This is a genomic window from Microbacter margulisiae (genome assembly GCF_014192515.1).
Classification (GTDB): Bacteria; Bacteroidota; Bacteroidia; order Bacteroidales; family Paludibacteraceae; genus Microbacter; species Microbacter margulisiae.
Genome location: NZ_JACHYB010000001.1, coordinates 2,136,784 through 2,163,297 on the forward strand (window position 1 = coordinate 2,136,784; position 26,514 = coordinate 2,163,297).

Sequence of the window (26,514 nt, forward strand, 5' to 3'; positions counted from 1 at the left end):
TGCTTATAATAGATCTATTTTCATACTATGTTCCACTATTGTAATTTTATGTTTACCCTGTCTGTCATAAGCAATAGTGCAACTTTAAATCGCGCCTCTCATAAATAAAGATTCCCATCCTTCATCAGTGTTCAATTTCACTCACGATGGCATCCCTGGTTTTTTCAAAAAGGGTATTGAAATCATATTCCTTTACTGCAAGGGGCGGATGAACGGTAAATTTGAGCCGGTTGCCAAGGCCTAACAAAAAGCCGCCATACCGAAACACTTTCCATGAATTGTTGATGGTGACAGGAACCACCCATGCATCCGGAGCATATTTACACAAGATCTTCAATCCGTTTGCTGCAAAGGTGCCTGGCTTTCCATCGCGGGAACGTGTGCCTTCGGGATAGATTACCGTCGAACGATTGTTTGCCTGAATGTATTCGGCCATTTTCTTCAAAGCCGGCAAAGCCTGTTTCGGATCTTTCCGGTCGATAAGCACCGATCCGCCATGATTCAGGTTGTACGAAACACTGGGGATTCCTTTTCCCAACTCTACTTTACTCACATACTTCGGATGGTATTTGCGCATAAACCAACCTATGCCGATGATATCATACAATCCCTGGTGATTGGCCACAAAGATAAGGGGTTTTCCTTCGGGCAACTGAGCTTTGAACTCTGCTTTGGCTGTTGTAAATGTTACCCACAGGATTTGCAACAGGCAGAAATTCAGCAAATCAACGCTCCGTTTGTGTGCTTCATATCCAAACAGATGAAGGCAAAGGTACTGGATGGGATGAAACAGGCAAATAAAGAAAAAGAAGAGAAGGTAGGCAATCAATGAAAGCGGGATGGAAATGATTCGTTGCATATATAAATTGTTTGTTTGGTAGTTTCCTTTCGTTGGAATGGCAAAATTGCTTCAGTGCAGAAATCACTTGATGGCAATGAAAAAGAAGCGTGGGAAGCGAAAAATAATATCCCCGTTTCTCTGTTTCGGGTAAGCTATGACAAGCTTATCATAAATCTCCTTTTCAAATGCCACCCTATCGGCTTCGTCCAGCACATCAAGGTAAGGACGCAATCCGGTTCCACGGTACCATTCCATAATATCATGGTGCGATTTCATCTTATGAAAGTATGTAGTTTGCCACATGGAAAAATCAGAAGCTATATCCGATAAGAGGTCATAATATTCACCCTGCTTCAGGTTGTAGAATATCCGCGGGTTAGGGAAATGGTGACGCCATTTGTCGCTTGTGGCCACTTCGCCTATGATCTGATGGATTGGCTCTTCATCATTCATGGGAGTTTGTATGGCAAGCACGCCATTATCTTTCAGCAACCCCAGCATGTTGCTCAATAACACTTTATGATTGGGAATCCATTGTATGCACGCATTGGAAAACACCACATCAAAGTCCCTCTCCAGGCTACCTAACTCTTTGCTGGCGTCGCACAACATGAAATGAAGATTCGGATAGTTCTTTTTTGCCGCTTCGATCATATTCGGGGAATTATCCACGCCAAGGATATATGCATCCGGGAAACGTTGTGCCAACACATTGGTACTATTGCCCGGCCCGCAACCGATATCAATCATCTTCAACGGCTTCTCCTTGATGATATGATTTGCCAAATCAACAGACGGCTGTGTCCTTTCGTTGTTGAACTTTAAGTACTGTGTTGAATCCCATTCAGCCATAATCGTTATGTTATTGGTTCTACGACTCTTGTCGTCTGTCCTATTGGGTTGATAAGTCTAATGGATTGGACAGATAAAGGTACAAAATAGAATCATATGAAATTCACTATTCCCTAAAAACACAGGGTTGACAGAACGCATTTTAATTAGTGCATAGCATTGAATGTACACACATGGCAATGTGTATTTTATATAATACTCATAAAGAATCAAAATGAAATTTTGAGTAAACAGACCCGATTTGGGAGTAAAAAATGGCATTTTAGGCGCCAAAAGAGGTTCATTTTGCTTCCGTAAATCCGATTTTTTACTGAATAAACTCCATTTTCTTCCAAAAAAACCGGTTTCTTTGATAAAAGAAGACGATCTTTTTGCAAAAGAAGACAATATGTTTGCAAAAGAAGACGATATATTTGCAAACAAAGACGATATGTTTGCAAAAGAAGAGAATATGTTTGCAAAAGAAGAGAATATATTTGCAAAAGAAGACGATCTTTTTGTCATTAAATCCATTTCTTTTGCAAAAGAAGACAGTTTATTTGCAAACAAATCCAGATAGCATGCATCTTATTCATCTAATATAGTGCATTTTGCATCATTTACTCCAGATAATCCAAAGAACAGGGTCTAAAAATCGATTGTTCCCATAGCATTTCGATGATCTTTAATGTGCAACTAACTTGCATGACAAAAAATGCACCTTCCCAGATGGGAGATGCCCGCTCTGCTATTAAATATTATCAGCAGTTTTGTAAATAAAAAACAATATATTTGCGAAGGGAAAAATGTGAAATGGAACGCTTCAATGACTATGTAATGCAATCGTCGTGCAGAAACAATAAGGAGCGTTAGCTCTGGCATATAAATAATGGGAAATACACATATCCCGCTTTATATACAGTTTGGTTTTATTGGCCGATAATTTGTAATCACCCGTGGTTGGAAAAACTTAATAATATAACACTCTCTTATAAAGCAGTAAAGCTATGACTAAGAAACTAACAACTGTCCATTACATCAAAGGATTATTACTATTTAGATTTATAATGATAATAGTGATGCTGATTATTGTCTATATTGTACTAATGAAGCATCCTGAGAAAGGATTTCTTACCGGATTTGCCGACCCAATTTTAGAAAGAGTCAATATAAAAGATAATCCGGAAAATACTTTTGCATATATCATAGGTCAATATAGCATTTCCATGATGATCATACTCTTAGAATACATATTCTTGGTAAAGAAAAAGAAAATTGGATTCTGGATCGTTTTTGGAATTGATTTTGTGGTTACATTAGGGCAACATGCTCCATGGGTATCTATTATAATTTTCATCTTGGCAATAAGTAAAGAAACACGATTATATTTTAAGCAGCAAAAGGTTGCAGAAACAATCAATAATATGGCAGACTCAGAGTTGACTGCAAAGGATGAGGACGGAGAAATAAATAATTTTTAGATTGGGAATTTGGCGGGACATGCAGACAGAATCGTCCATACCAGATCAGAAAGCGTTAGCCCTGCCGTCAAGACAACAAATAATAACAGATAAAGATCGCATGACTAACGTCCCTCTATCAGTAAAACAATGTTTTGTAAACACAAGGATGAAAAAATACTATCGTGTTATAGTATCAAATGGGGTAATAAATAGTCATGAAAGAGCATTACTGGATGATCAATAAAATAATAATTTGTGCTTCTTTTTACGCAAAAAAACAACCCACTTTTTAATCAAAATAGCCTCTTTTTTGCTACTGTAAAGTTCTCCCTAAGACGACTATTTATAGCATGCTAATATACAATGATATATAATATTTAAAATACACAATGCAAAATTCATGATTAGAAGAATTTTGCATTGTATATTATTTTATTTTGTACCTTTAGCTGAATTCTAAATTATATATTTAACTCACGGAAAAATGATCAGATTTTATTATGGAACTCTGAATCCCAATTTTGAAAAGCATATCCATGATATAGGATGAGATCAATCTTTATGATAGGAATATTTCTTGTGCATTCCACTAAATAACAACAATAGTATTAACCGTTTTGAAATGAAGATTATGAAAATAGTTAGAGTAGCAATGATAATATTAAGTTTGATCGTATTTATTGTTTTACTATTAAGCATATTCAATATTATATCTATTGATAAGGCTATAGAAAAAGTCATCTATGGCTTTGCAGCCTTATCAATAATCATGCTCCTAATTTACAATAATAGGACTAAACTCAAACTCTGAAATGAGTCCTAGAATAACTTACACTCAAGTAGAGGACGTTTTCTGCGAGTTCCCCTACATCCCTAGTATAAAAAAGACACGAATGAAATACAAAATAGAATATACATTCCTGATTATTGGGATTATTGCATTGTTGTTTTTGAAGGCTCCTCTTACCTTTCATAATAACATGATACCCTGTTTATTATTGGCATCTTCTGCTATCGGGTACCTTGTCTTTCTGTTTTTTAGGAGGAGACATATTACAGTGCCAACCAAAATATTAATATTCAGAATCTTACTAGTTTATGGAATTATACTTTTTATACTAAGTAGTATTATGATATGCGTAAAACATTTTAAAGTCGGTTTTGCTGAGTATGATATTTGGTTTGTCGATTTATTCCTTTCTCTTTTTTCATATAGTATGCTTCGGTATTTTAATAAGGGAGGAAAGCAAGACAGACGCTAACCTGTAGTTTCTCTGTACATTAAACAGTTCAAATATGGCTATGAAAAAAGTAAGTTTATATTATTGGACGAATATTACGGCATCAGTTATTGTGCTGGCACTTGTTATATTTTATCCTCATTTCCCAGGACTTTTAGCGCCATCAGATGCCTATTTTCTGGTAATCCTTGGCCAACTGTTCCTGAAAAAACATGGGCTGGCAATTAACAGTAATACGTTTACCAAAACAGGGGATGTAGCATTAAGTTTTATTGTTCCATGTCTCATGTTCGGCATACTTGCTGTTGCACTTAGAACAAACATTCCTTATTTCAAATGGATAGGAATAAGCTTATTTGGTATATGTGTCATCTTATTCTGGATCATCGTTTTTTCATTTAAGAAGCAAAAGGCTGAATAATCTATTCCATGGACGATGAAGGAGAAGAAGCTGTTTTTGAATTGAGACAGCCAATTATTGATAAAGAAGAAGCTTATAAATTATATCAAACAACCATTTTCGGGACATGCTAACCCTATTCCGCATTTATTTTTTGTCCATTAAGCGGCATCCCTTATTTGAGGCCAAGCTGATCAAAAAGATTTTATCACTGATAGGCATTTGCTATTTATTCGCCAATCTTGTTGTTATCGGTTTTTTTCTTGACAAAACACTTGTCACATTAAGACCGGGAAGCAGTCCTATGGATACTTTCAGCCGGTTTTTTATCTACTTGTTTGTCATGGAGATTATTCTCAAATATTTCAGCAAGGCCAGCAATCACGTTAATATATTGCCTTATGTGACATTGCCTATCAAACAAAAGAAAATATTTTCTCTCCTGTTTGTTAAAGAATTGCTGTCGGCCTGGAATTTTATTTGGGTAGTAATACTGACTCCTTTCTTGTTTAAAACATTTTATCCTGTCCATCATTTATCGGGCACATGCCTGTTGCTATCTTCTTTTTTCCTGATAAGCGCAGCCATCAGTTTCCTTATCCGTTACACGAATATAGTTATGGTGCAACGATCTTTTGTTTATGGTTTTATTCCAGCCTTATTGGTTATAGGATTAGGATATGCCGCTTACTACATCTCCATTCAATCCGGATTATTAATAAACATCGACCTGGTATTTTCAAAATATGAGCTGTATGTATTGGCAGGCATACTCCTCCTGTTATTGGTCTTGTATGTTACTTTTTTAAGAAGCAGCAAGCATGAAATCTATGCGCAACTTACGGGTAAAAATAAACAAGCCATTCCCCTTCCTTTTAAATGGATTGACAGTTTCGGTGTCAATGGAGAGATTATGAAACTTTGTTTAAAAGAAATGATGCGAAGTCAATTAAAACGAACTGTTTTAATTTCTCTCTTATTTCTATTCTACTATTTATTTATCTACAATCTTAATAATACACATTTCATAGGAAAAATATGTTTTGCAATTTTACCATTAATAATGGTTGGGGCATCTTTGGGTGAATTATCGTTTAGCACCGAATCGACATTCTTTGATAGATTAATCACCTCTCCCCAGAATACACCTTATCTTATCCTGATAAATAAGTATGTGATTTGTCTTCTATTTGCTGCTTTTTGTATGATATTATCTATCATATTGTATTACAATAAAATATCAATATTATTTTGGGTGTCTGTTTTTTTCTTTGAATGTGGAATTCTGTTGTTCTTTATTTTTCAAAATGCTGTGTATAACAAACAGCGGTTTGATATCTTAGGGTCACTTCGAAAAATTTCCGACTCAAATATCTATTCTTTTTTATCTATGGGATTTACTTTGCTATCTTTTGGGATTGTGTTGCTAATAGACTGGCTGGTATCGGAAAGAGCGGCTTGTTATTTCATGCTGATAACAGGGCTGATCTTTACATTAACCAGTCCTTTATGGTTAAAGAATATCTACAACCGCTTTTTAGCCCGCAAATATCAGAATATAAATGGATTTAGAAATACGTAATCACTCAACAACCGTATGATAGAAATTAACAAATTAACAAAGAAATTCGGTGTTTACACGGCAGTAAATATCCCGGAATTAAAAATCGAAAAAGGCGAAATAGTAGGACTGATTGGTAATAACGGAGCGGGGAAAACCACGACGTTCCGTTTAATGCTTGATCTGCTGGAAGCCGACAGAGGAAATGTGCTGATGAAAGGGAAGGATGTGTCAAAAGATGAAGAGTGGAAAACCTATACAGGTTCTTTTATCGACAGCAATTTCCTGATCGATTTCTTTACACCGGATGAATACTTCGGCTTTATCGGTAAAGTGTATAAATTGAAAAACAATGAAATAAAAGAGCGGGTGGCAATGTTTGAGAAGTTCGCAAGTGGAGAGATACTGAACCAAAAGAAGTATATCCGTCATTTTTCATCAGGAAACAGGCAGAAAATAGGGATTATAGCCGCTATGATGATACATCCTGAAATCTTAATCCTGGACGAGCCTTTTAATTTCCTCGACCCTTCTTCGCAAATTGAGATGAAACATTTGCTTCAATCGTTGAATGCCCAATGTGGGACAACGATCATACTATCCAGCCATAATTTGAATTATGTAAGCGATGTCTCATCGCGTATTCTTTTAATGGAAAGAGGAGATATCATTCAAGATGTTAAGAACAATACCCCGGAGAATATAGCTGCTATTTTCCGGTATTTTGAAAAATAACTTTTCCATCTCATCGAATTTTTAAATCTAACAGGACAGGGTAAAAGTATTCTATGGCAGATTCATCTTTTTTGCCGAACTTTGGCTTATAAAACGAAGCCATCATGATTTCCATAAATCCCGATGCCGAAAAGATGACGCCCTTCATCGTAATGGAGGTATTGGAGCGTGCATCCGAACTCGAAAAGCAGGGAATCTCCGTTATCCATCTTGAAGTGGGAGAACCTGACTTTGATGTTCCCCCATGTGTTGCCACTGCAGCCACCCTGGCTCAACAACAAGGTAAAACCCATTATACCCATTCGCTTGGTGCACCTGATTTACGGGAAGCCATCTGCCGGTTTTATCAGAAAGAATATGGCGTTTCCGTTACACCCGATCGCGTGTTGGTTACTTCGGGAAGTTCGCCTGCCATCCTAATGATTCTTATGGCGTTGTGCAATGCCGGCGATGAAGTGATTATGACCAATCCGGGTTATGCCTGTTACCGCAATTTTGTGTTAGCCTGCCGTGCTGTTCCTGTTGATGTGGAGGTGCGTGCCGAAACAGGATTCCAGTATGAGATGGATCTGCTGAGAAAAACGATCACTCCCCGCACACGTACGCTGTTTATCAATTCGCCAATGAATCCTTCGGGTATATTGGTGGAAGATAAAGTATTTGAAGCGTTGGCTCAACTGGATTTCCCTGTTATCTCCGATGAAATTTACCATGGGCTTGTTTACAATGGCCGGGCACGCTCCATTCTTGAGTTTACCGACAATGCCTTTGTGGTGAATGGTTTTTCGAAGCGGTTTGCCATGACCGGGCTTCGGCTCGGATACCTGATTGCTCCGCCGCAATATATGCGTACATTGCAGATTCTGCAACAGAACCTTTTCATTTGTGCTCCTTCCACGGCTCAGGCCGCAGGTATTGCAGCGCTTGAACAAGCTGATCCCGATGTGGTCAGGATGCGGACTGTTTACGATGAAAGAAGAGTGTTTATGATCCGCCGGTTACGGGAGATTGGTTTTGAAATAAAGATCGAACCGCAGGGCGCTTTTTATGTGTTGGCAGATGCCCGGAAGTTTACGGACGATTCCTATCATTTTGCGTTTGATGTACTTGAAAATGCACATGTCGGCATCACTCCAGGCGTTGATTTCGGAACCAGGGGAGAAGGCTTTGTCCGTTTCTCCTATGCCAATTCGCTTGAAAACATTGCCGAAGGACTCGAACGATTGGAAAAATATCTGCATAAGCTGAAGACAAAAGAATAAGAAGTTAAGGAAGTTACAATCCTTCTGTCCTTCAATCTGCCATCTGTCAAACAAGCTAAGGCTGCCATGGTTACCCAAACATGATATTCACGTGCTGTCCCCTTTGGTTAAAGGGGACGAGCGAAGCCGGCGGGGTTGGAAAGAGAATAACTGAATAACAGAGTAACCAATTTAATTGACAACGGACAATGAAAATCTGAAGTTAAAGAAGTTACAAACCTTCAATCTAAAGGAGCGTTAGCTCTGACACCTTGGTAGAACGAAATATACAATGCTGGGGAAAAGGGGCGTAGCCCTGACATCTTACTTAAATGACAGAGTAATTGAAAAATAGAATACAAGAAGGAAAAGAAGTAATACAATGCCTAACCCATCCCCCAATCAAATGACTGAATGATAGAATGACTGAGTGACTGATAAAACAGCAGAATTAATCTGTCAAACAAGCTAAGGCTGCCATGGTTACCAAAACATGATATTCACGTGCTGTCCCCATTGGTTAAAGGGGACGAGCCAAGCGGGCGGGGTTGGAAAGAGAATAACTGAATAACAGAGTAACCGATTTAATTGACAATGGATAATGAAAATCTGAAGTTAAAGAAGTTACAAACCTTCAATCTAAAGGAGCGTTAGCTCTGACATCTTGGTAGAACGAAATATACAATGCTGGGGAAAAGGGGCGTAGCCCTGACATCTTACTTAAATGACAGAGTAATTGAAAAATAGAATACAAGAAGGAAAAGAAGTAACACAATGCCTAACCCATCCCCCAATCAAATGACTGAATGATAGAATGACTGAGTGACTGATAAAACAGCAGAATTAATCTGTCAAACAAGCTAAAACTGCCATGGTTACCAAAATATGATATTCACGTGCTGTCCCCTTTGGTTAAAGGGGACGAGCGAAGCGGGCGGGGTTGGAAAGAGAATAACTGAATAACAGAGTAACCGATTTAATTGACAACGGACAATGAAAATCTGAAGTTAAAGAAGAACTCTAACAAATTAACCAGTAAACAGTAAAAAATCCGAATGTCCGGATGAAGGCATAATAAAGAAATAACAACATGGATCCTAAAGTAGACATCTTTCTAAGTAAAGCCACAAAGTGGCAGGAAGAGTTTGAACAACTGAGAGCGATTGTTCTGGATTGCGGCCTGACCGAAGAGTTGAAATGGGGGAAGCCCTGCTATGCTTTTCAGAAAAGCAACATTGTGATCATACAGGGATTTAAAGAATACTGTGCGCTCCTGTTTTTCAAAGGAGCTTTATTGCACGATGCCAACGGTATTCTGATCAGGACAGGAGAGAACACCCAGGCAGGGCGTCAGGTGCGCTTCACCAGTGTCCGGGAGATTGCAACTGTGGCATCCATCCTGAAAGCCTATATTTATGAAGCCATTGAAGTAGAGAAAGCAGGACTGAAGGTAGAACTGAAAAAGACAGCTGATTACGAAATTCCGGAAGAGTTTCAAAAGAAGCTGGAGGAAATACCTGCCCTGAAGATGGCCTTCGACGCATTAACACCAGGACGGCAAAGAGCCTACCTGCTCTTTTTTGCTGCACCGAAACAATCGAAAACACGGGAGTCGAGAATTGAGAAATGGATACCTCAAATTCTCGATGGAAAGGGAATGAATGATTAAATGCACCCTGCCGGAATTGCCAATCGGACAGTAAAGGACAGTTTGAACTTAGAAAACGAAACATAAAACAGAACTATTCATTCTGGCAGGAATCGACGGATAATTGTCATTTCAGACACCCATGTTTGATTGTAACTTTGCAGCGTAAAACAATTACGAACAAGTAACCACAAAAAAGTAAAGTTATGATCAAAGTTGCTATCAATGGATTCGGTCGGATTGGGCGTTTAGCCTTCCGCGAAATTATGGCCAGTGACAAACTGGAAGTTGTTGCGATCAACGACTTAAGTGCGCCTTCGATGCTGGCTTACCTGCTGAAATATGATTCGGTACAGGGAACATTCCAAAAAACAATCAGCCATACCGATAAGACACTGATTGTGGAAGGAAAAGAAATTGAAGTTTATGCAGAACGAGATCCGGCAAAACTACCTTGGGCCAGTTTACAGGTTGATCTGGTACTGGAATGTACCGGCATTTTCGAATCGCGTGAAAAAGCTTCTGCCCATTTGACTGCCGGAGCTAAAAAAGTGATTATCTCTGCTCCTTCCGATAAAGATGTAAAGACCATTGTCTTTAATGTAAACCATGGCATATTGAATTCGGAGGATAAACTGATCAGTTGTGCTTCGTGTACTACCAATTGCCTGGCTCCTATGGCTAAAGTACTGAACGATACTTTCGGTATCGCAGCCGGACAAATGACTACCATCCATGCTTATACCAACTCACAACCATTGATGGATACTCCCGATCCGAAAGTGAATTACCGCAAGTCACGTGCAGCAGGAGATAGCATTGTCCCCTACACTACCGGTGCTGCAAAAGCCATCGGATTGGTAATTCCGGAACTGAAAGGAAAACTTGATGGTTCATCACAACGTGTTCCGGTACATTCAGGTTCTGTAGTAGAGTTATTTACGTTGCTGGGCAAAGCGGTAAGCGTTGATGAGATCAATGCAACGATGAAAGCAGCGTCCAACGAATCATACGGATATACAGAAGATCCTATTGTGTCAAGCGACGTGATCGGGATGCATTATGGTTCTCTCTTCGATGCCACACAAACGAAAGTTGTTAGCGTAGGCGATAAGCAACTAGTGAAAACCGTTTCCTGGTACGACAACGAAATGTCCTTTGTTTCTCAAATGGTTCGTACTGCCATTTATTTCGGAGGATTGTAATATTAGTTTTGGTAGCCAGGACTTCAGGAAAGAAGTTTCTGACTAACAAACTAAAATGATCCGACAAAATAACGTAACAGATGAGATAAACATGTTGCTTCACAATACCAATAAGAATGGAGATGATTTGAGCAACATGAAATCACAAAACCACCAATTAACGGGAATTCATTCCACCCAACAACAATAAAATCATATACAGATGAAACAAATAGAAAAAATATCAGAAAATTCAAATTATTGTGCCGTAAATCTGAACGAGTTAAATGGCATCAGGGATTATTCACTAATCCACCCTATCAGTAAGAAGGAAATTGAAGGCAAGGTCTTTTTGAAAAATATTACCGGGGCTACCGGTACTGAAATCTCATTCAATTCCTTGCAGGCACATACAGAGCAACCTTATTTTCACTTACACCGAAAAAATGAAGAAACTTACATTATCCTGAAAGGATACGGATCTTTTCAGGTGGATGATGATTGTTTCGGGATAAAAGAAGGGAGTGTGATCCGTGTTGCTCCCAAAGGCGTGAGAGGCATTTACAACGCATCCAATGAAGAAATGATTTATATCGTGATTCAATCGAAACAAAACTCACTGGAAGAATACACAACCGACGATGGAGAAAAGGTTCCCTATCAGGCTAAATGGAAATAGGCTTAATTCGCTATGATTTGTAGTCAGGGTTTCACTAAGTGAAGCCCTGATTTTAGTTTAAAGCCGTAGAAAAACTTTTGCGGTAATCGCTCGGTGTAGTTTTCATATGACGCAGGAATAAACGCCTCAAACCATCCGCATTCCCTATACCGCATTCACTGGATATTTCGTCTATCGTCAGGCGGGTTTCTTCCAACCGGCGGCGGGCCGTTTCCAACCTCATCTTTTCTATGTATTTGGCAGGTGTGATACCTGTTTCACGCAAAAAGACACGGGCAAAGTTTCGCGGACTCATCAGCGCTTTCTCTGCCAGCATCTCTACGGAAAGGTCTTCATACAAATGTTCAAGGATCCACTCCTGAATATGTTGTATAGGTTCGTAATCGACTTTTTGATACATCAAAATATTACTGAATTGGGACTGATTGCCAGGGCGTTTCAGATACAAAACCAGGATTCTGGCTACGTTCACTGCAATATCGCGTCCAAAATCTTCTTCCACCAATGCCAACGACAAATCCATACCGGTAGAAATACCAGCCGACGTATATATGTTTCCGTCTTTGATGTAAATGGGATCTTTTTCCATTATGATTGCCGGATAGCGTTTAGCCATATTATCGCAATTTCTCCAGTGGGTTGTAGCTCTTCGTCCATTAAGCAAGCCCGCTTCAGCCAACATATAAGCCCCGGCACATATGGAACAAATACGACGGAAATGACCGGCGTTTTCCGTTAGCCAGTTTACCAGAGGCTTCAATTCGGTATCATCAGGATCCAAATCCCCTTTTCCGGCAAGAATAACGGTATCTATTTCGTAATGAATAGAGCTTAAATTGCCTTCACACACAACAGGTAACCCTGCTGTGGTTGCAACATAGGTAGAAGTAGTAGCGGAGACTACATGCGTTGTGTAAGATTGCGTTGAAGCCGAAACGTTATCATGGATATACTCGATCGTTTTTGTAAAAACTTCGAGCGGACCTGCAATGTCAAGGATAGAAGTCATCGGCGGTACAATAATGACAATATGTTTTGTTTCTCCCATAATCGTAATGTTTTATTGAAAGACAAAGATAATTTTCATTGGCAGAAATTGCAAGAAATCACACATTCAAGCCATAAATTTTCATATTAAACGTTTTGAATCATACAAAACAACTGTTGCAGCCCGACACATTCTCTTCATGCCATCGTCCTGTTTTTAATCATCCCCCTTAAAAAATATGATCAGATAGTTTGTAAATAAAAAACAATATATTTGCGAAAAAATAAGGTAATGCCAAGTAAGATTCGTCCCGCAGCAACAAACACGATATGAGGAGGTAATTTCAAGCAAAGGTGTTACAGATAGAAGATCAGTTCAATTAATGTAGTTTCCACATATTTTATGATCCTTGACGATTGCCGGAGATAACTTTACAGCGTAAATAAATACTGAAATACAATCAAATGAATTCCTGGAAAATCCTTCTTATTACTTTGGGCTTCATCTCTTTGGTGTCATGCGGTACTAACACGCCGGCTCCCTCGGCTACTACACAGAATGTATTTTTTCTTTTGGCAGATGACCCGGCTACGCAGGATTTTCAATTAAACTTCACCAGAGTGAATGTTGACATAAAAGAACTTGATTATGTGGCATCCGATTCAAGTATCACCAAAGTGGCGCTCACCGATTCCGTCTATAATTTAAAATCGCTCATGAATGGAAATAGCGTCTTGTTATCGCAGATCACTTTATCCAAAAGTGTCACGATCAAACAAATCCATGTAGTTTTTGGAGGCGACAACTACGGTACATTGAAAAACGGAACGATAGTACCACTAACAATTTCAGGCGGGATACAATCGGGGGTTACCATCAATGTGGATGAAACTGCCCCTTCAACATTAAGCAGTTATTCTGTCATTATTGATTTTAATGTAGGGAAATCTATCTTTTCCACAGGGAATAATACCTATACGTTAAACCCGACATTGCGATCGTATATAGCCGATGTTACCTCCTATATCAAAGGGAATATAACTCCGGCCAAATTACTAACAAAAGTATTTGTCGTAACCGGCAGTGACACGCTATGGACCGTGGCAGATACTACAAATAAAAATTATTTCCGGATTTCCGGTCTGATACCCGGCACCTATACCGTACAGTTTATGCCCACAGATACGACGGTAGTTACCAACACAGCTTCCGCAACTGTACAGTCCGGTAGCAATGTCAGTCTGGATACGATCAGAATAACACAGTAGGAAAGAAGATCTGAAAAGCAAAAGTTACAGGAACATCTAACCCATCCCCCTGCAGGTGCTTCCCTTCAAAACAAGGGAAGAAGTAATCTGTCAAACAAGCTAAGGCTACCATGGTTGCCAAAACATGATGTTCAAGTGCTGTCCCCTTTGGTTAAAGGGGACGAGCGAAGCGGGCGGGGTTGGAAATCAAATAACTGAATAACAGAGTAACAGAATGACTGATAAAAAAGCACGAAATTAAAGAAGAAACAGGAAGTTAGAGTCTGCAATCCTCCACGGAATTATCGGGCTTCAGATTTTCCTCTGAGTACCCAATCATAACCATTCATGTCACCATTTGATTATTATCAACATAAAATAGCGTTGCTTGAAAGGGAACTTACTGCATTAAAACGGAAAAGCAAGCAATTCTCATGGATGCGGCTGCTGTCTTTTCTAGCTTTTGCCGGATTCCTGATCCTCTTTTTTTCAACAGGAAGATATTCTCTCTTTCTTGTTTTATCGCTCTTATCGTTAGCCCCTTTCACGATGCTTGTCAACAGGCATGCCAAACTCGAGGCTGAAATAAGAATCGTCATTTTTAAGCTCCAAATCCTGAAGGAAGAGCTACTTTTTCTCGACCACGATTACATTCATCGCGATACGGGACAATCCTATACTCCCATCAATTCATTTCTGGCCAATGATTTTGATCTGTTCGGCAAAGGATCTTTGTTTCAATATCTCAACCGCTGCTCTACACGTATCGGGAGGATGCGGCTGGCAGAGAATCTTTGCAATCCGGAGAAAGAGACTGCCGTCATACGTGCAAAGCAAAAAGCTATTGATGAATTGCGTGGAAAACCCGATTTTATGCATGACTTGCAGGCAAACGGGAAAGCCATTCCTGAAAACGGGCATGAGATCGCTTCCCTGCAAGCATGGATAGACGCAGCAGATGAAAACAGTACAAGAATAAGAACTTTATCATTGATTCTGGCCTGTATCAATATAGTGTGGATTATTCTGGCAGCCGTACAACTCTTGACCTGGACGTCGATCTTGTGGCCTGTCATGGTTTCGTTGGTTGTGGTGGGCCGGCAAAATAAAAAAATCGCAAAAGCTCATTCGCACCTCAGGGATGTGTCCGACATTTTTGTAAAATATACCGCATTGTTCCAACTCATAGAGGAAGAACATTTCACAGCCGCTCACCTGCAAAAGTTACAGCAACAACTACTGCAAGGCGAAATGAAAGCGAGCATTGCCTTAAAATCATTGTTCAGAATTCTTTCCATTCTTGAGATACGGGACAACCTTTTGATATCTTTTATCTTAAATGCACTATTCCTACTTGACATACAGACTTATCATCGCCTTTTGTCATGGAAAAATAGGCATAAAAAAAGCATCAGGATATGGTTTTCATCCCTTTCGGAGATGGAAGTCCTGATTAGCTTTGCCACTTTTGCTTTTAATAACAGCGAAACTACAGCATATCCAACGATTCGTGAAGACAGTTTTGTCATCGAAGCAATAGAGATGGGACATCCCCTGCTGCATCCTAAAGTAAGGGTTAATAACACGTTCAGGATTACCAATACACCTTCGGTTTTGATTATTACCGGAGCCAATATGGCAGGAAAAAGCACTTTCTTGCGCACTGTTGCCGTAAATCTATTGCTGGCCATGAATGGAGCGCCGGTTATTGCGCAACAGTTTGAGTTCACTCCCTGCGACATTCTTTCAAGTATAAAAATACAGGATTCGCTATCCAATAATGAATCCTACTTTTACGCAGAACTGCTACGGCTGAAAGAGATACTTGAGCATGTAGCATCCCATCCCCACACCCTGGTGATTCTGGACGAGATACTACGGGGAACCAACACAAAAGACAAACAAACAGGCTCATTAGGGTTGCTTGAAAAACTGATCAGCCTGCATGCAATGGTCATTATCGCTACGCATGACCTGTCAATAGGAGAATTGGAAACAAAATATTCTGGAGTCGTCAACAATTCCTGCTTTGAAGTAGAACTTACCAATGATCAGCTATTTTTCGATTACAAGCTTAAAAAGGGAATCAGCAAAAAACTAAACGCCTCTTTTCTAATGCAGAAAATGGGAATTATTACTGATTATGAAGAAAAAAAGAAGAGCTGACATGGCGAATTTAAAGAAGTTCTTCAGCAAACATGATAAAAGTAAAACAGACCTATGGAACAAAACAAAAAAATACCAGAACCGGATAATACAGCGGTACGGACAGCTTTATGGAGGGCACTACACATGCAGGTGGATGCAAAACCCTATATCCTGGAAGATGATATTGGGCTGCAATTAATAGCGCCGCCTGATGACTGGCAACAACGCCCTGACATGAAATTTACAAAACGGCTACGGGCATCCATGGTAGCCCGCTCCCGCTTTATTGAAGATTTCGTTATTGAAGAAAACAAAGAGGGAATCGGCCAGTATGTCATTCTCGGAGCAGGACTCGACACCTTCGCCCAACGCAGGCCTGATATTGCATCCGGACTTCAGGTATACGAAATTGATCAACCCGATACGCAAGCCTGGAAACAACAGCGATTAACTGATCTTGGGTTCGGCATCCCTGAATGGCTCCATTTTGTGGCCGTTGACTTTGAAATATCTTCCTGGCAAAATCAACTGTTGAAAGCAGGATTCAATCCCGACAAGCCTGCGGTGGTTGCCTGCACGGGAGTGAGCTTGTACCTGACTAAAGAGGCCATTATAATTTTGTTGAAACAAATTGCAGCGTTTGCACCGGGATCAAAACTTGCCATGACATTTTATTTACCTCTGGAAATCCTTGACGAAGAAGACAAGCCCATGCAGGAGATAGCAGAGAAAGGCGCCCGTGAAGCAGGAACACCGATGATCAGCTTCTTTACACCTGATGAAATCGTAGCTTTAGTTCATGAAACAGGGTTTAAAGAGGTAAAAACAATATCCACCAGAGATATGGAACAATTGTATTTTACAAACAGAACCGACAATCTTTTGCCTGCCAGCGGAGAACTATTCCTGTTGGCAACGACATAATAAAAGAAGGCTTGCCGCTGTTTTTCACGGCAACCCTTCCTGATTCATCCGCTACAATTTCTTCCCGATATAGAACACATAACCGTAATAAGCCTTGTATTTATCATACAATTGAGCTTCATATTGCTGGTAGGCTATAAGGTCTTCCGCCATCGGGTTCCCTGCATATTTCTTCAGGAAAATTTCCTGTGCCTTTCGTTGCGGCAGATAGAAATGTTCCGTCCAGCACGCTTCAGGCAATGTAAACGCGGCAACAAGATGATAACCGGCTTTTTGCATTATTGAAATATTATGCCCTATTGTGTCAATTTCCGGAACAGCATCAACCCAGAACTTTTCAATTTCAACGGGACGTTCATCAGTAAACCATGACTCATATGTTACGGCAATATAGCCATCTGTTTTGAGGAACTCCTTCCAATAATTCAGGCCTTTTTCAAAGCCAATATTGGCAATAGCTCCTTCCGACCAGATAAGGTCTAATTCCTCCCGTTGAAAAGGAAGGTTATCCATGGATCCGACAATACCCTGCACCCTGCTTTGCAAATTCAACTTGCAGGCATTCGCATTGAACAGATCGATAAAAGCAGGGAACAGATCAATCCCCGTAATATATCCGGGAGCATGTTGTGCCAGCATCATGGTTTGGCCTCCGGTTCCGCAACCAAGATCGGCAATAAGCGATTTATCGGTAAGATTTTCGATAAAGCTTAATGCTTTAAGGGTTGCTTCAGGACTGCCCGGACCTTGCCGCTCGATACCTGAAAAATATTCACAGATTAAATTGAAGTCGAATTCGTGAATCGATTTATTTTCGTTGCTCATGATGTTTAAATTTATATATTGAGCCCATGACAAAGAACATTTGCCAAACCTCAATTTGTTATTAAATAGATATAGGAAAAATGACCCGGACAAAGAGATGCCGAGTTAAAATCAGGAGGGATAACCTTTGGCAAAATACCAGAGGTTATTTACTTTACCAAATCCGCATTAAATTTAAACATCCAACTATTTTAAGTGGAGCAAAGATAGGAATTTCTCAGTGAATATATTTATCCAACAGATTGATTTAACCTCAATGCAGTCGATTTCGAAATATTCGACAGACAAAAATCCAGACAAGCACTTTAAGGATATCATTCCCATGCACAACAGTCATTCAATGAACAACATAATCAATTGGGTTATATAAAAATAACCACATATTATTTATCAAAACTTATGTACTTTTGTATGGTCAAATCAACCACTTCATGTCTCGAAAACTATCGATCATCTAATAGATTACTGATTGTTGTTTTTATCTGATTTTCAATTGTAGCAATCTTCCGTGCACTTATAATATAAAACCAACAAATTTAATTGACATGGACATTAATAACATTAACAGTGATGATTATAGCTTAGCAGATTTTGCAGGTTATAAAGGTGAAGATTTATTTGAAGTAAAAGAGGCATTCTGGAATTTCTATCAGGACGCCATTGCAAAAGGGTACATGATTTACGGCAACCCTATCAGTTCAGCTCCTGTTGCTGAATTCAATGCGTACGATCGCTTTCAGGATCACGAAAGAAAATTTCTGAACTTTTGTTCGTACAACTACTTAGGCTATTCGTTCCATCCTGAAGTAATAAAAACCGTACAAGAGACATTGGCTCGCTATGGAACAGGAGCAGTGTCAGCCCCTCTGCTCAGCGGATACTATGACCTGACAAAAAAGTTAGAGAATGCTATTGCCCGATTCAAAGATAAAGAAGATGCCATAGTATTCTCAACCGGCTACGGAGCAAATCTGGGAACACTTTCGTGTCTGCTAAAACCGGGCGATATAGCTGTCCTGGATATCCTTTCGCATGCATCCATTCATGATGGAGCACGGTTGGCCGGCGCTGAAATAAAGATTTTCAGCCACAATAATGCAGAACATCTTGAAAGAATATTGCAAAGTATTAATACCAAAAGAGCGATTGTTTGCATAGAGGGCATCTATAGTATGGATGGGGACATGGTAAATCTCCCCGATATCGTCGCCGTTTGCAAAAAGTATGGAGCCAGAATCTTATTAGATGAAGCGCACTCAACGCTTATATTTGGAGAAAACGGAAGAGGAGTAGCCGAACATTTCGGACTTGAAGATCAAATAGATATTTCTATCGGGACATTCAGTAAGTCATTCGGGGCGTTAGGCGGTTTTGCAGCCGGCGATAAAAAACTTATCACCTATCTTAGAATGTTTGCCCGTTCTTACGTTTTTTCCTGCGCAATAGCCCCCCATACGGCAGCAGGTATCCTGAAGATTATAGAACTTTATCAGCATGATAAATCGCATCGTGACCAGCTATGGAAAAATACCTCTTATATGCAGTCGAAACTCAAAGAAGCCGGACTGGATACCGGAGGCACCGAATCACAGATCATACCCGTAATTATTGGAAGCGACAAGAAACTAAGGAAGATAAGCAAAATCATTTATGACAAAGGATTATATACCGGCGTTGTCACATACCCTGCTGTATCCAGCAAACGAACCCGGTTGCGCTTGTCGATGTCATCCTATCATACGCAGGAACAAATGGATAAATGCGTTGCTATTATCAAAGAGACTATTGATTCAAATCCCTAATGCTTTCTATTCAGCAAAACACAAACAAGAAGAGTAGCGGACAAGAAATAATGCTCATTCACTTGGCCATCGTATATATATTGTATTAAAACAATGTATATTTGCAACATGCAAAAGGATGGAGAAAATATGATGCACTTTATAGAGCGAATGGTGTTGATGGCGCTATTCCTCTTGTTTGTTGTTGCTTTTTCCAATAAATCGGAAGCTGCATCCTCTACACACCAACAGGCAATAACGCAGAATATTCATCCGGATCAGGTCAATGCACTTGTTGTCAATTCCGCTCAACTGCCTTCATTTTTCCCAAAAGCGATTAAGATTGTTGATCAATTGCATCTCAATCTCTCTGATTGGGAAATGATTTGCCAGGCAGACAACCAAAAGGCTAGTCATGTTGTCACCGTTCTCCAAAACGAACGTCGATTAATTCCATTTTCCCTAGTTTACCGCTTTTATAATCATCTATTCCCCAAGGAAAGCGGGGAAGTCCCGATTTTAAGTTGATCATTTATCATATTCGCATTATTACAATCTTTTGTCCATGGCAAGAGGCAGATATTTTACAACTTAAAAATTCAAACAAATGAAAACTATAATATATTTATTTATTGCAATTTGCATATCAGGCATATTTGCATTAGGATGTCCGGCACAGAAGCATTCTCCGGAAAACATCATCATACGATCCTTGAATAAGCAGGCAACACCAACAGCTCTTTTACAATCTGCCAACATTATCTCAAAAAGATTGAATAGTTTTTGTCCGGATCATTTTAAAGTAAGCATAATGGACAAAACGAAAGAGATAAAAATTTCATGGCCCGGTAATGATGACATCAAAATCATCGAACAACTAGCAACGCAAAAAGGCGTTCTTGCTTTTTACACCGTCTACCCGGGTAATGATGTATTGGAATTTATTCATGGAGACCGTTATCTGGATTCTTTATTAAAAAGAGACAAGATGGATGGAGGGATAGGGTATGCTCCTTACACTGAAGTTAACGCAATTGATCATTATTTGAATACACATAATACGGTGCAACAATGCCGTTTTGTGTGGGGAACCGTGAAGCGTGATTCCGTAGTTACACTTTATGCACTTACTGCAGAACCTGTCATTACAAAGAATGACATTAAAACAATTCAGTACAAGCAAGATGTATCAGGCTACAATCTGAATATTGTTTTGCATAAATCAGCAATTGAGAAATGGAAGGCTACAACAAAAGCATCCATTCATCAACCCATTGCCATAGTATTAGACAACCAGGTGCTGTATGCTCCGGTAATAAAAACTGAGATTGACAATGGACGTTGTTCCATTTCAGGAAAATTCAAACAACCTGAAGTCAGGTCGTTTAAAGCTATTGGTGACAACGGAGTGTTACCTTTAAATCTTCAGGTAGTCAAGTAAACATTGATGTGCAAGTAAACATAACCCGGGACAATGTAAGCCCCGGGTTATTCTTTGTTTCAATGCGCAGAGAATCCTGGCAATTCTTTATTTAGAAGTCAATGTAATGTGCGTGCTTTCTTTGATATTATCCGTCACAGGACAGCGTTTCTCCGTTTCTTCAAGCCAGGCATCTTTCTCTTCCTGCGTGGCGCCCTCGAAATCAGCCTCAACATTAACATTTATCATCTGAAATCCGGGACGCTCTTCAAAGGAAACGCCCATAAAAGCACAAGGATTCATCGTTCCGTCGATCTTTATCTTCAGGTCTTTGAGTTTCATCCCGCGTTGTTGTGCCACGGCATGACCGGTAATACTGAGACAGCCTGCCAGCGACATTAACAGAACCTGTACAGGAGTAGGACCTTCGTCACTACCACCCATGGCAGCAGGTTCATCAATAATCAGGTTAAACTTCCCGGCGCGCAGATTAATTTTCGTTTCACTTTCACTCTGCCCCTCAATTACAACTCTGATTTGTTTGTTTGTAGTTTCCATTATTTCATATTTATGTCACCCGGATGTTTATCTCTAAAAGAGCGGATGACGGGTTTATATATCCTGGTTATCTAACTCCAAGCATATCGACTCCTTGATGTTGCCGCATGCGAAGCCTTACGGGTGCAAATCATGGCATTTTTCTTCCAGGGTTTCAAATTCAAGCGTGGCATGATGAATATTGACAGATGCCAATCGCTCTTTAATAACATGTTTTAAGGTGGCCTGTTGTTCGATGGTTGTATTGCAAAGCACAAGCACATGGGCAGTCAAAGCGTTTTGTGTCGTACTCATCGCCCATACATGCACGTGATGTACATCCTCAACGCCTTCGACGCTTTTCATGGCATCAATAACAACGGACATATCAACGCCTTTTGGAACGCCGTCGAGTGTCAGGGAAAGGCTGTCGCGGAAAAGATTCCATGTGGAATAAAAAATCACCACCACAATAATGAGGCTCATCACCATATCAAGCCAGTAGATATGCCAGACAACCATCAAAGCTCCCGAAATAACGACACCAAGGGATACAATGGCGTCAGACATCAGGTGAAGGTAAGCCCCTTTCACATTCAGGTCTTTTTCCCTATCGCGAAAGAAAAGCAAAGCCGACACGGCATTAATCACAATTCCCAGTCCTGCAACGATAGATACAGGCATACCAGGCACCACAACAGGATGATGCAAACGGGCAATACTCTCGGCAATAATCCCTCCGATCACGATGAACAGCACTACCGAATTGATCAGCGATACCAAAATGGTCGATTTACGATAACCGTATGTAAATTTATCATTTGCTTTCACTTTCATCAGGCGGAATGCCAGCAATGACAATGCCAATGCCGCCACATCGCTCACGTTATGCCCTGCATCGGAAATCAGCGATAGGGAATTAAAACGGAATCCCGCCCCGAATTCTACAAATACATAGAGAATATTCAGAGAAATACCCACAATAAAAGCCCTGTTAAGATGTGTGATCTGAGGCGCTTCGTGGTGATGGTGGTGATGATGATGTTCTTCCATGTCAATTCATCATTTGAAAAAGTAAATCAGTCATAAATCATTTCCTACATGATAGCCAAGGACTAAAAGATCCAGTTGAACAGATAACCCACAATCATAATGCCGGTTCCAACCACTCCGATAAAGGTAAAAATAAGAGGTAGCCTCAGCACTTTTCGCAGGATAATCATTTCCGGCAAAGATAGTGCAATGACAGACATCATGAAAGCCAAAGAGGTACCAAGTGATGCACCTTTTTCAATTAACACCGAAACAATGGGTACAATACCTGCTGCATTGGAGTATAAAGGAATACCGATAAGTACCGATAAAGGGACCGAATACCAGGCGCTGCTACCCATCAGTGAAATCATGAATCCCTGAGGAACATAACCATGAGCACCGGCTCCGACAGCAATTCCCAATGCTACATAAATCCATACTTTCCCGATAATTTCTTTCACGGCATCCCATCCTGCCTGCATACGCAAAGCAAGAGTTATACCTAACGTTTTTTCTTCCTCTTGTTGTTCGGGATGAATGTCAAACACCCATGGTTCGACCCATTTCTCCAACTTCAACCACCCGATGACCGCTCCCGCCAGCATGGCAATAACAAGTCCGGTGCTGATATAAATAAATACCGTTTCCCAGCCAAAGAGGCCATACAGTAAAATGATAGCGACCTCGTTAATCATGGGCGAAGCAATGAGAAAAGAGAAGGTAACTCCTAACGGAACTCCCGACTCTACAAAACCCAAAAACAGAGGAATGGCTGAACAGGAACAAAACGGGGTGACAACACCAAGCAATGACGCCATTATGTTACCTGTGAATGTTCTGCGGCCTTCCAAAGCTTTACGCGTACGCTCTGGCGTAAAAAAAGTACGGATTATACCCACAAAAAAAATGATCAGCAGCAGCAACATCATCACTTTGGGATATTCGAACACAAAAAAGCGTACTGCTTCAGCCAGTCGAGCTCCCGGCGTCATCCGCAAAAGAGAATCGACAAACCAATCGGCTACTGGTTGCAGAAAATGATAGACGATCAACCAAACGATCACTCCTCCGGAAATCCATCCAATGCGTGCAAAATCTGTCTTATGCATCGTACTATCAAACAGAAGTTATGCGATATTGGTCAGTAATCGTTGCAATTCGTCCGCAGAAGGAATTCTGCCTTTCATCAATACCTTTTCATTGACTACCAAGGCAGGCGTCATCATCACATTATAACGCATAATATCAATAACATTCTCTACTTTGGAGATTGTAGCCTCAATAGAAGCTTTTGCTACTACTTCACGCGTCAGCTTTTCCAACGCTTTACATTTGGGACAACCTGTCCCTAAAATTTTAATATCCATCATAACGGTAATATCATTTCATTATTAAACAAAAAGTCCTTCAAAAAGCTGCCGGGCTTCTTCCCAATGTTCCTGATGAATGCAGTAACGGATATAAGGAGAAGTTATTTCGCCCTGAATCAGGCCGGCATCTTTCAATTCACTCAAATGCTGCGACAGCGTGGAGCGTGCAATTGGTAATTCCATCGAAAGATCACCGCTGTAGCAACAACGGTTAGCATTTTTCACCAGATACTCCATAATGTAAACCCGGATGGGATGCCCCAGCGCTTTTGCATAACGTGCCAAACGGATTTGTTGGTCGGAAAGAATGGTTTCTTGTGACATGATGAATCGCATTTCGTATTTCGTAAAATAACGAAACAAAGATACAGTGTTTTTGCAAATAATCTACCTTGGGCGGGTCAAAAAGCCGGAGATAGAGAAGATACGTAATTTGAACCCGATAATGTCGCGTTTGGAACTACTTATTTTCATAACAATCATGGAATAGATTGCAATTTTCACCCGGCTGATCTTTATGCATAGTGTATTGAAAATAAAAACAGGTAGCATAGGATTTTTGTGGATTGAAAATCGGATGGAATGGAAAAATTCGGAATAATTACCTTACGACCCAACAACAAGCTTGCATTTATACATAAATAACCATAATATTTCAGCGCATAAATATTACTATTTTATATATTCCTAGATAACAAACAGTTATTCAGACACAAAAAGAAATGGCTTGGTAGTGTCCAAAAATTTGTGTAAACGCATTCTTATCTCATTTATTATTATTTTTTCTTTTCGAATCCCCTCTCAAAATTTTTGAGGGGTTTGAAAAGAAAAAACTTCCGTTTTTATTTTATTCTTAAACTAGTGTCACTAATATTTGCTCTATCAGGATATAAAATCATAAACTGATTGGCAATCAATGGCCAGTTGGAAACTTTTGCACTCCAAGATATTGAGGCTTGTTGGATCGCCAGATACACTGCTTTTTTCATTGCCTGATCATCAGGAAACATCAATTTATTTTTGGTGTATTTGCGTATGCTTCGATTTAGATTTTCAATCACATTAGTGGTATAGATAATCTTTCGTATTTCGGCTGGATAGGTAAAATAGGCTGTCAGATTTTCCCAATTTGCAATCCAGGATTTAATGGCATAAGGATATTTCTCTCCCCATTTAGTTTCCAATTCAGCAAAAGCTTCCCCAGCAGCATCTAAGTTTCGGGCCTGATACACTTGTTGAAGATCATGCATAAAACTCCGTTTTTCCTTTGTCCCAATATAGTTCATCGTGTTTCTTATCTGATGAACAATACATAATTGTGTTACTGTTTCCGGAAACACAGCCTGAATAGCCTGGGTTAGCCCTTTCAGATTATCTGAACAGGCAATTAAAATATCTTTCACCCCTCGTTTCTTCAAATCATCCAACACGTTCATCCAAAATGAAGCCGATTCAGTTTCATTGATCCACATACTAATAACTTCTCTATGTCCATTGGTATTTAAACCGATAATCAGATAAACGCTTTTACTTATTATCTTACCTCCTGAACGAACTTTGATACGAATACCATCTAACCAAACAATCAGATAAGTATCATCCAATGGACGGGTTTGCCAGGCTTCTACATCGCTCATTACCTGATCTGTGATATTGGATATGGACGAAGAACTGATAGTGACACCATAAATGTCTTTTATCTGAGCTTCTATGTCACGAGTCGACATGCCTCGTGCATACAAAGAAATCACAACGCTTTCTATCTTGTCTATTACTTTTTGACGCTTGGGCAAAACGATGGGATTAAACTCACCCTGACGATCGCGGGGAACCTCTATAATTATTTCTCCACTACTGCTCTTTACTAACTTGCGGGTTTTTCCATTACGAGAGTTCCCACTGCCATTTCCTTTGACTGAGTGCTTGTCGTAGCCAAGATGTTCGCTCAACTCACTTTCTAACATCTTTTCTACTCCCCGCTTAAATAGCTTATCCATAAAACCATTTATGTCTTGCATGGTCTTGAAACCCTTGAAAAAATCTGTTGGTAACTGGGAGAAAAGTGCCTCATCTTCTGCACTCAATTTTGATAATACTGATTTCTGCTTTTTCATGTCCTTTTTTTTCTGTTATAAAAATAAGCATTTATTTCTATTTACACAGTTTTTTGGACGGTCTCAATGGCTTTTGCATATCACATTGCATATCGGGCAGATTCCTTCAATTGTGGACAAACAACGCTTCATTTCGTACACACATTTGTTCATTTCGTACACGAAACAGAAAATTGCTTACACGAAACGGAGCATTTCGTACACGAAATAATGTTTTTAACATACAATATGCCTCATTTTTTAGGCGAAAAAGGCATTTCATACATGAAAAATGTCATTTCGTACACGATATGCATCATTT

At 39.8% G+C, this 26,514-nt stretch carries 25 protein-coding genes; 15 read left to right on the plus strand and 10 right to left on the minus strand.

Annotated elements, in window-relative coordinates; all coding sequences use genetic code 11:
• Positions 1-124: 124 nt before the first annotated feature.
• Both FHX64_RS08730 and FHX64_RS08735 read right to left on the minus strand, forming a co-directional pair.
• Positions 125-859, minus strand: coding sequence for a lysophospholipid acyltransferase family protein (locus tag FHX64_RS08730; RefSeq protein WP_183413389.1), 735 nt, complete (start codon positions 857-859; stop codon positions 125-127).
• A 63-nt stretch (positions 860-922) separates the two neighbouring features.
• Positions 923-1,693 carry a methyltransferase domain-containing protein gene (locus tag FHX64_RS08735; RefSeq protein ID WP_183413390.1) on the minus strand — a complete coding sequence of 257 codons (771 nt, stop codon included), beginning with the start codon at positions 1,691-1,693 and terminating at the stop codon, positions 923-925.
• 241 nt (positions 1,694-1,934) lie between these two features.
• Here FHX64_RS08735 and FHX64_RS08740 point away from each other — a divergent pair, with 241 nt between their 5' ends.
• The 9 genes from FHX64_RS08740 (at position 1,935) to FHX64_RS08780 (ending at position 11,824) form a co-directional block, all read left to right on the plus strand.
• Complete coding sequence (locus FHX64_RS08740) at positions 1,935-2,252, plus strand: hypothetical protein (RefSeq protein WP_183413391.1); 318 nt, start codon at positions 1,935-1,937, stop codon at positions 2,250-2,252.
• A gap of 427 nt (positions 2,253-2,679) precedes the next feature.
• Positions 2,680-3,153: a hypothetical protein gene (locus FHX64_RS08745; protein ID WP_183413392.1), complete on the plus strand. Its 474-nt coding sequence runs from the start codon at positions 2,680-2,682 to the stop codon at positions 3,151-3,153.
• Positions 3,154-4,437: 1,284 nt separating this feature from the next.
• On the plus strand, positions 4,438-4,797 hold the full coding sequence (locus FHX64_RS08750; RefSeq protein WP_221202172.1) for a hypothetical protein: 360 nt from the start codon (positions 4,438-4,440) through the stop codon (positions 4,795-4,797).
• 106 nt (positions 4,798-4,903) lie between these two features.
• Entirely contained in the window at positions 4,904-6,358 is a 1,455-nt protein-coding gene (locus FHX64_RS08755; RefSeq protein ID WP_183413394.1) for a DUF5687 family protein, read from the plus strand.
• A 15-nt stretch (positions 6,359-6,373) separates the two neighbouring features.
• The gene (locus FHX64_RS08760) at positions 6,374-7,072 is read left to right on the plus strand and encodes an ABC transporter ATP-binding protein (protein ID WP_183413395.1); all 699 of its coding nucleotides are present in this window, start codon (positions 6,374-6,376) and stop codon (positions 7,070-7,072) included.
• 104 nt (positions 7,073-7,176) lie between these two features.
• The gene (locus FHX64_RS08765; RefSeq protein ID WP_183413396.1) at positions 7,177-8,334 is read left to right on the plus strand and encodes a pyridoxal phosphate-dependent aminotransferase; all 1,158 of its coding nucleotides are present in this window, start codon (positions 7,177-7,179) and stop codon (positions 8,332-8,334) included.
• A 1,069-nt stretch (positions 8,335-9,403) separates the two neighbouring features.
• Positions 9,404-9,982, plus strand: a complete 579-nt coding sequence (locus tag FHX64_RS08770; RefSeq protein ID WP_183413397.1) for a YdeI/OmpD-associated family protein — start codon at positions 9,404-9,406, stop codon at positions 9,980-9,982.
• Positions 9,983-10,167: 185 nt separating this feature from the next.
• Complete coding sequence (gene gap, locus FHX64_RS08775; RefSeq protein WP_183413398.1) at positions 10,168-11,166, plus strand: type I glyceraldehyde-3-phosphate dehydrogenase; 999 nt, start codon at positions 10,168-10,170, stop codon at positions 11,164-11,166.
• Positions 11,167-11,368: 202 nt separating this feature from the next.
• Positions 11,369-11,824: a cupin domain-containing protein gene (locus FHX64_RS08780; RefSeq protein ID WP_183413399.1), complete on the plus strand. Its 456-nt coding sequence runs from the start codon at positions 11,369-11,371 to the stop codon at positions 11,822-11,824.
• A 52-nt stretch (positions 11,825-11,876) separates the two neighbouring features.
• On the opposite strand, the gene FHX64_RS08785 is transcribed toward FHX64_RS08780, so the two are convergent.
• Entirely contained in the window at positions 11,877-12,872 is a 996-nt protein-coding gene (locus FHX64_RS08785) for a GlxA family transcriptional regulator (RefSeq protein WP_183413400.1), read from the minus strand.
• A 404-nt stretch (positions 12,873-13,276) separates the two neighbouring features.
• Between FHX64_RS08785 and FHX64_RS08790 the strand changes: the two genes are divergently transcribed.
• From FHX64_RS08790 to FHX64_RS08800, 3 genes are all read left to right on the plus strand, one after another.
• Positions 13,277-14,080 (plus strand): DUF4382 domain-containing protein, encoded by an 804-nt coding sequence (locus FHX64_RS08790; RefSeq protein WP_183413401.1) that lies wholly within the window; start codon positions 13,277-13,279, stop codon positions 14,078-14,080.
• Positions 14,081-14,407: 327 nt separating this feature from the next.
• Positions 14,408-16,225 (plus strand): MutS-related protein, encoded by a 1,818-nt coding sequence (locus tag FHX64_RS08795; protein ID WP_183413402.1) that lies wholly within the window; start codon positions 14,408-14,410, stop codon positions 16,223-16,225.
• 54 nt (positions 16,226-16,279) lie between these two features.
• Complete coding sequence (locus FHX64_RS08800; protein ID WP_183413403.1) at positions 16,280-17,131, plus strand: class I SAM-dependent methyltransferase; 852 nt, start codon at positions 16,280-16,282, stop codon at positions 17,129-17,131.
• Between the two features lie 51 nt (positions 17,132-17,182).
• Here FHX64_RS08800 and FHX64_RS08805 read toward each other — a convergent pair whose 3' ends face one another.
• Positions 17,183-17,956: a class I SAM-dependent methyltransferase gene (locus tag FHX64_RS08805; protein ID WP_183413404.1), complete on the minus strand. Its 774-nt coding sequence runs from the start codon at positions 17,954-17,956 to the stop codon at positions 17,183-17,185.
• Between the two features lie 545 nt (positions 17,957-18,501).
• On the opposite strand from FHX64_RS08805, the gene FHX64_RS08810 reads away from it, so the two are divergent.
• From FHX64_RS08810 to FHX64_RS08820, 3 genes are all read left to right on the plus strand, one after another.
• Positions 18,502-19,758: an aminotransferase class I/II-fold pyridoxal phosphate-dependent enzyme gene (locus FHX64_RS08810; RefSeq protein WP_183413405.1), complete on the plus strand. Its 1,257-nt coding sequence runs from the start codon at positions 18,502-18,504 to the stop codon at positions 19,756-19,758.
• Positions 19,759-19,866: 108 nt separating this feature from the next.
• The gene (locus FHX64_RS08815) at positions 19,867-20,265 is read left to right on the plus strand and encodes a hypothetical protein (protein WP_183413406.1); all 399 of its coding nucleotides are present in this window, start codon (positions 19,867-19,869) and stop codon (positions 20,263-20,265) included.
• A 79-nt stretch (positions 20,266-20,344) separates the two neighbouring features.
• The gene (locus FHX64_RS08820; protein ID WP_183413407.1) at positions 20,345-21,178 is read left to right on the plus strand and encodes a SecDF P1 head subdomain-containing protein; all 834 of its coding nucleotides are present in this window, start codon (positions 20,345-20,347) and stop codon (positions 21,176-21,178) included.
• Positions 21,179-21,265: 87 nt separating this feature from the next.
• Here the strand turns inward: FHX64_RS08820 and FHX64_RS08825 are convergent, their stop codons facing one another.
• The 6 genes from FHX64_RS08825 to FHX64_RS08850 all read right to left on the minus strand — a co-directional run bounded on the left by FHX64_RS08825 (position 21,266) and on the right by FHX64_RS08850 (position 26,213).
• On the minus strand, positions 21,266-21,715 hold the full coding sequence (locus FHX64_RS08825; RefSeq protein ID WP_183413408.1) for an OsmC family protein: 450 nt from the start codon (positions 21,713-21,715) through the stop codon (positions 21,266-21,268).
• A 117-nt stretch (positions 21,716-21,832) separates the two neighbouring features.
• Positions 21,833-22,747: a cation diffusion facilitator family transporter gene (locus tag FHX64_RS08830; RefSeq protein ID WP_183413409.1), complete on the minus strand. Its 915-nt coding sequence runs from the start codon at positions 22,745-22,747 to the stop codon at positions 21,833-21,835.
• Between the two features lie 62 nt (positions 22,748-22,809).
• A complete protein-coding gene (locus FHX64_RS08835; protein WP_183413410.1) occupies positions 22,810-23,838 on the minus strand; it encodes a permease in 1,029 nt (342 codons plus the stop codon).
• A gap of 18 nt (positions 23,839-23,856) precedes the next feature.
• A complete protein-coding gene (locus FHX64_RS08840; protein WP_246392356.1) occupies positions 23,857-24,099 on the minus strand; it encodes a thioredoxin family protein in 243 nt (80 codons plus the stop codon).
• 21 nt (positions 24,100-24,120) lie between these two features.
• Positions 24,121-24,423, minus strand: a complete 303-nt coding sequence (locus tag FHX64_RS08845; RefSeq protein ID WP_183413411.1) for an ArsR/SmtB family transcription factor — start codon at positions 24,421-24,423, stop codon at positions 24,121-24,123.
• 518 nt (positions 24,424-24,941) lie between these two features.
• The gene (locus FHX64_RS08850; RefSeq protein ID WP_246392280.1) at positions 24,942-26,213 is read right to left on the minus strand and encodes an IS256 family transposase; all 1,272 of its coding nucleotides are present in this window, start codon (positions 26,211-26,213) and stop codon (positions 24,942-24,944) included.
• Positions 26,214-26,514 lie beyond the last annotated feature (301 nt).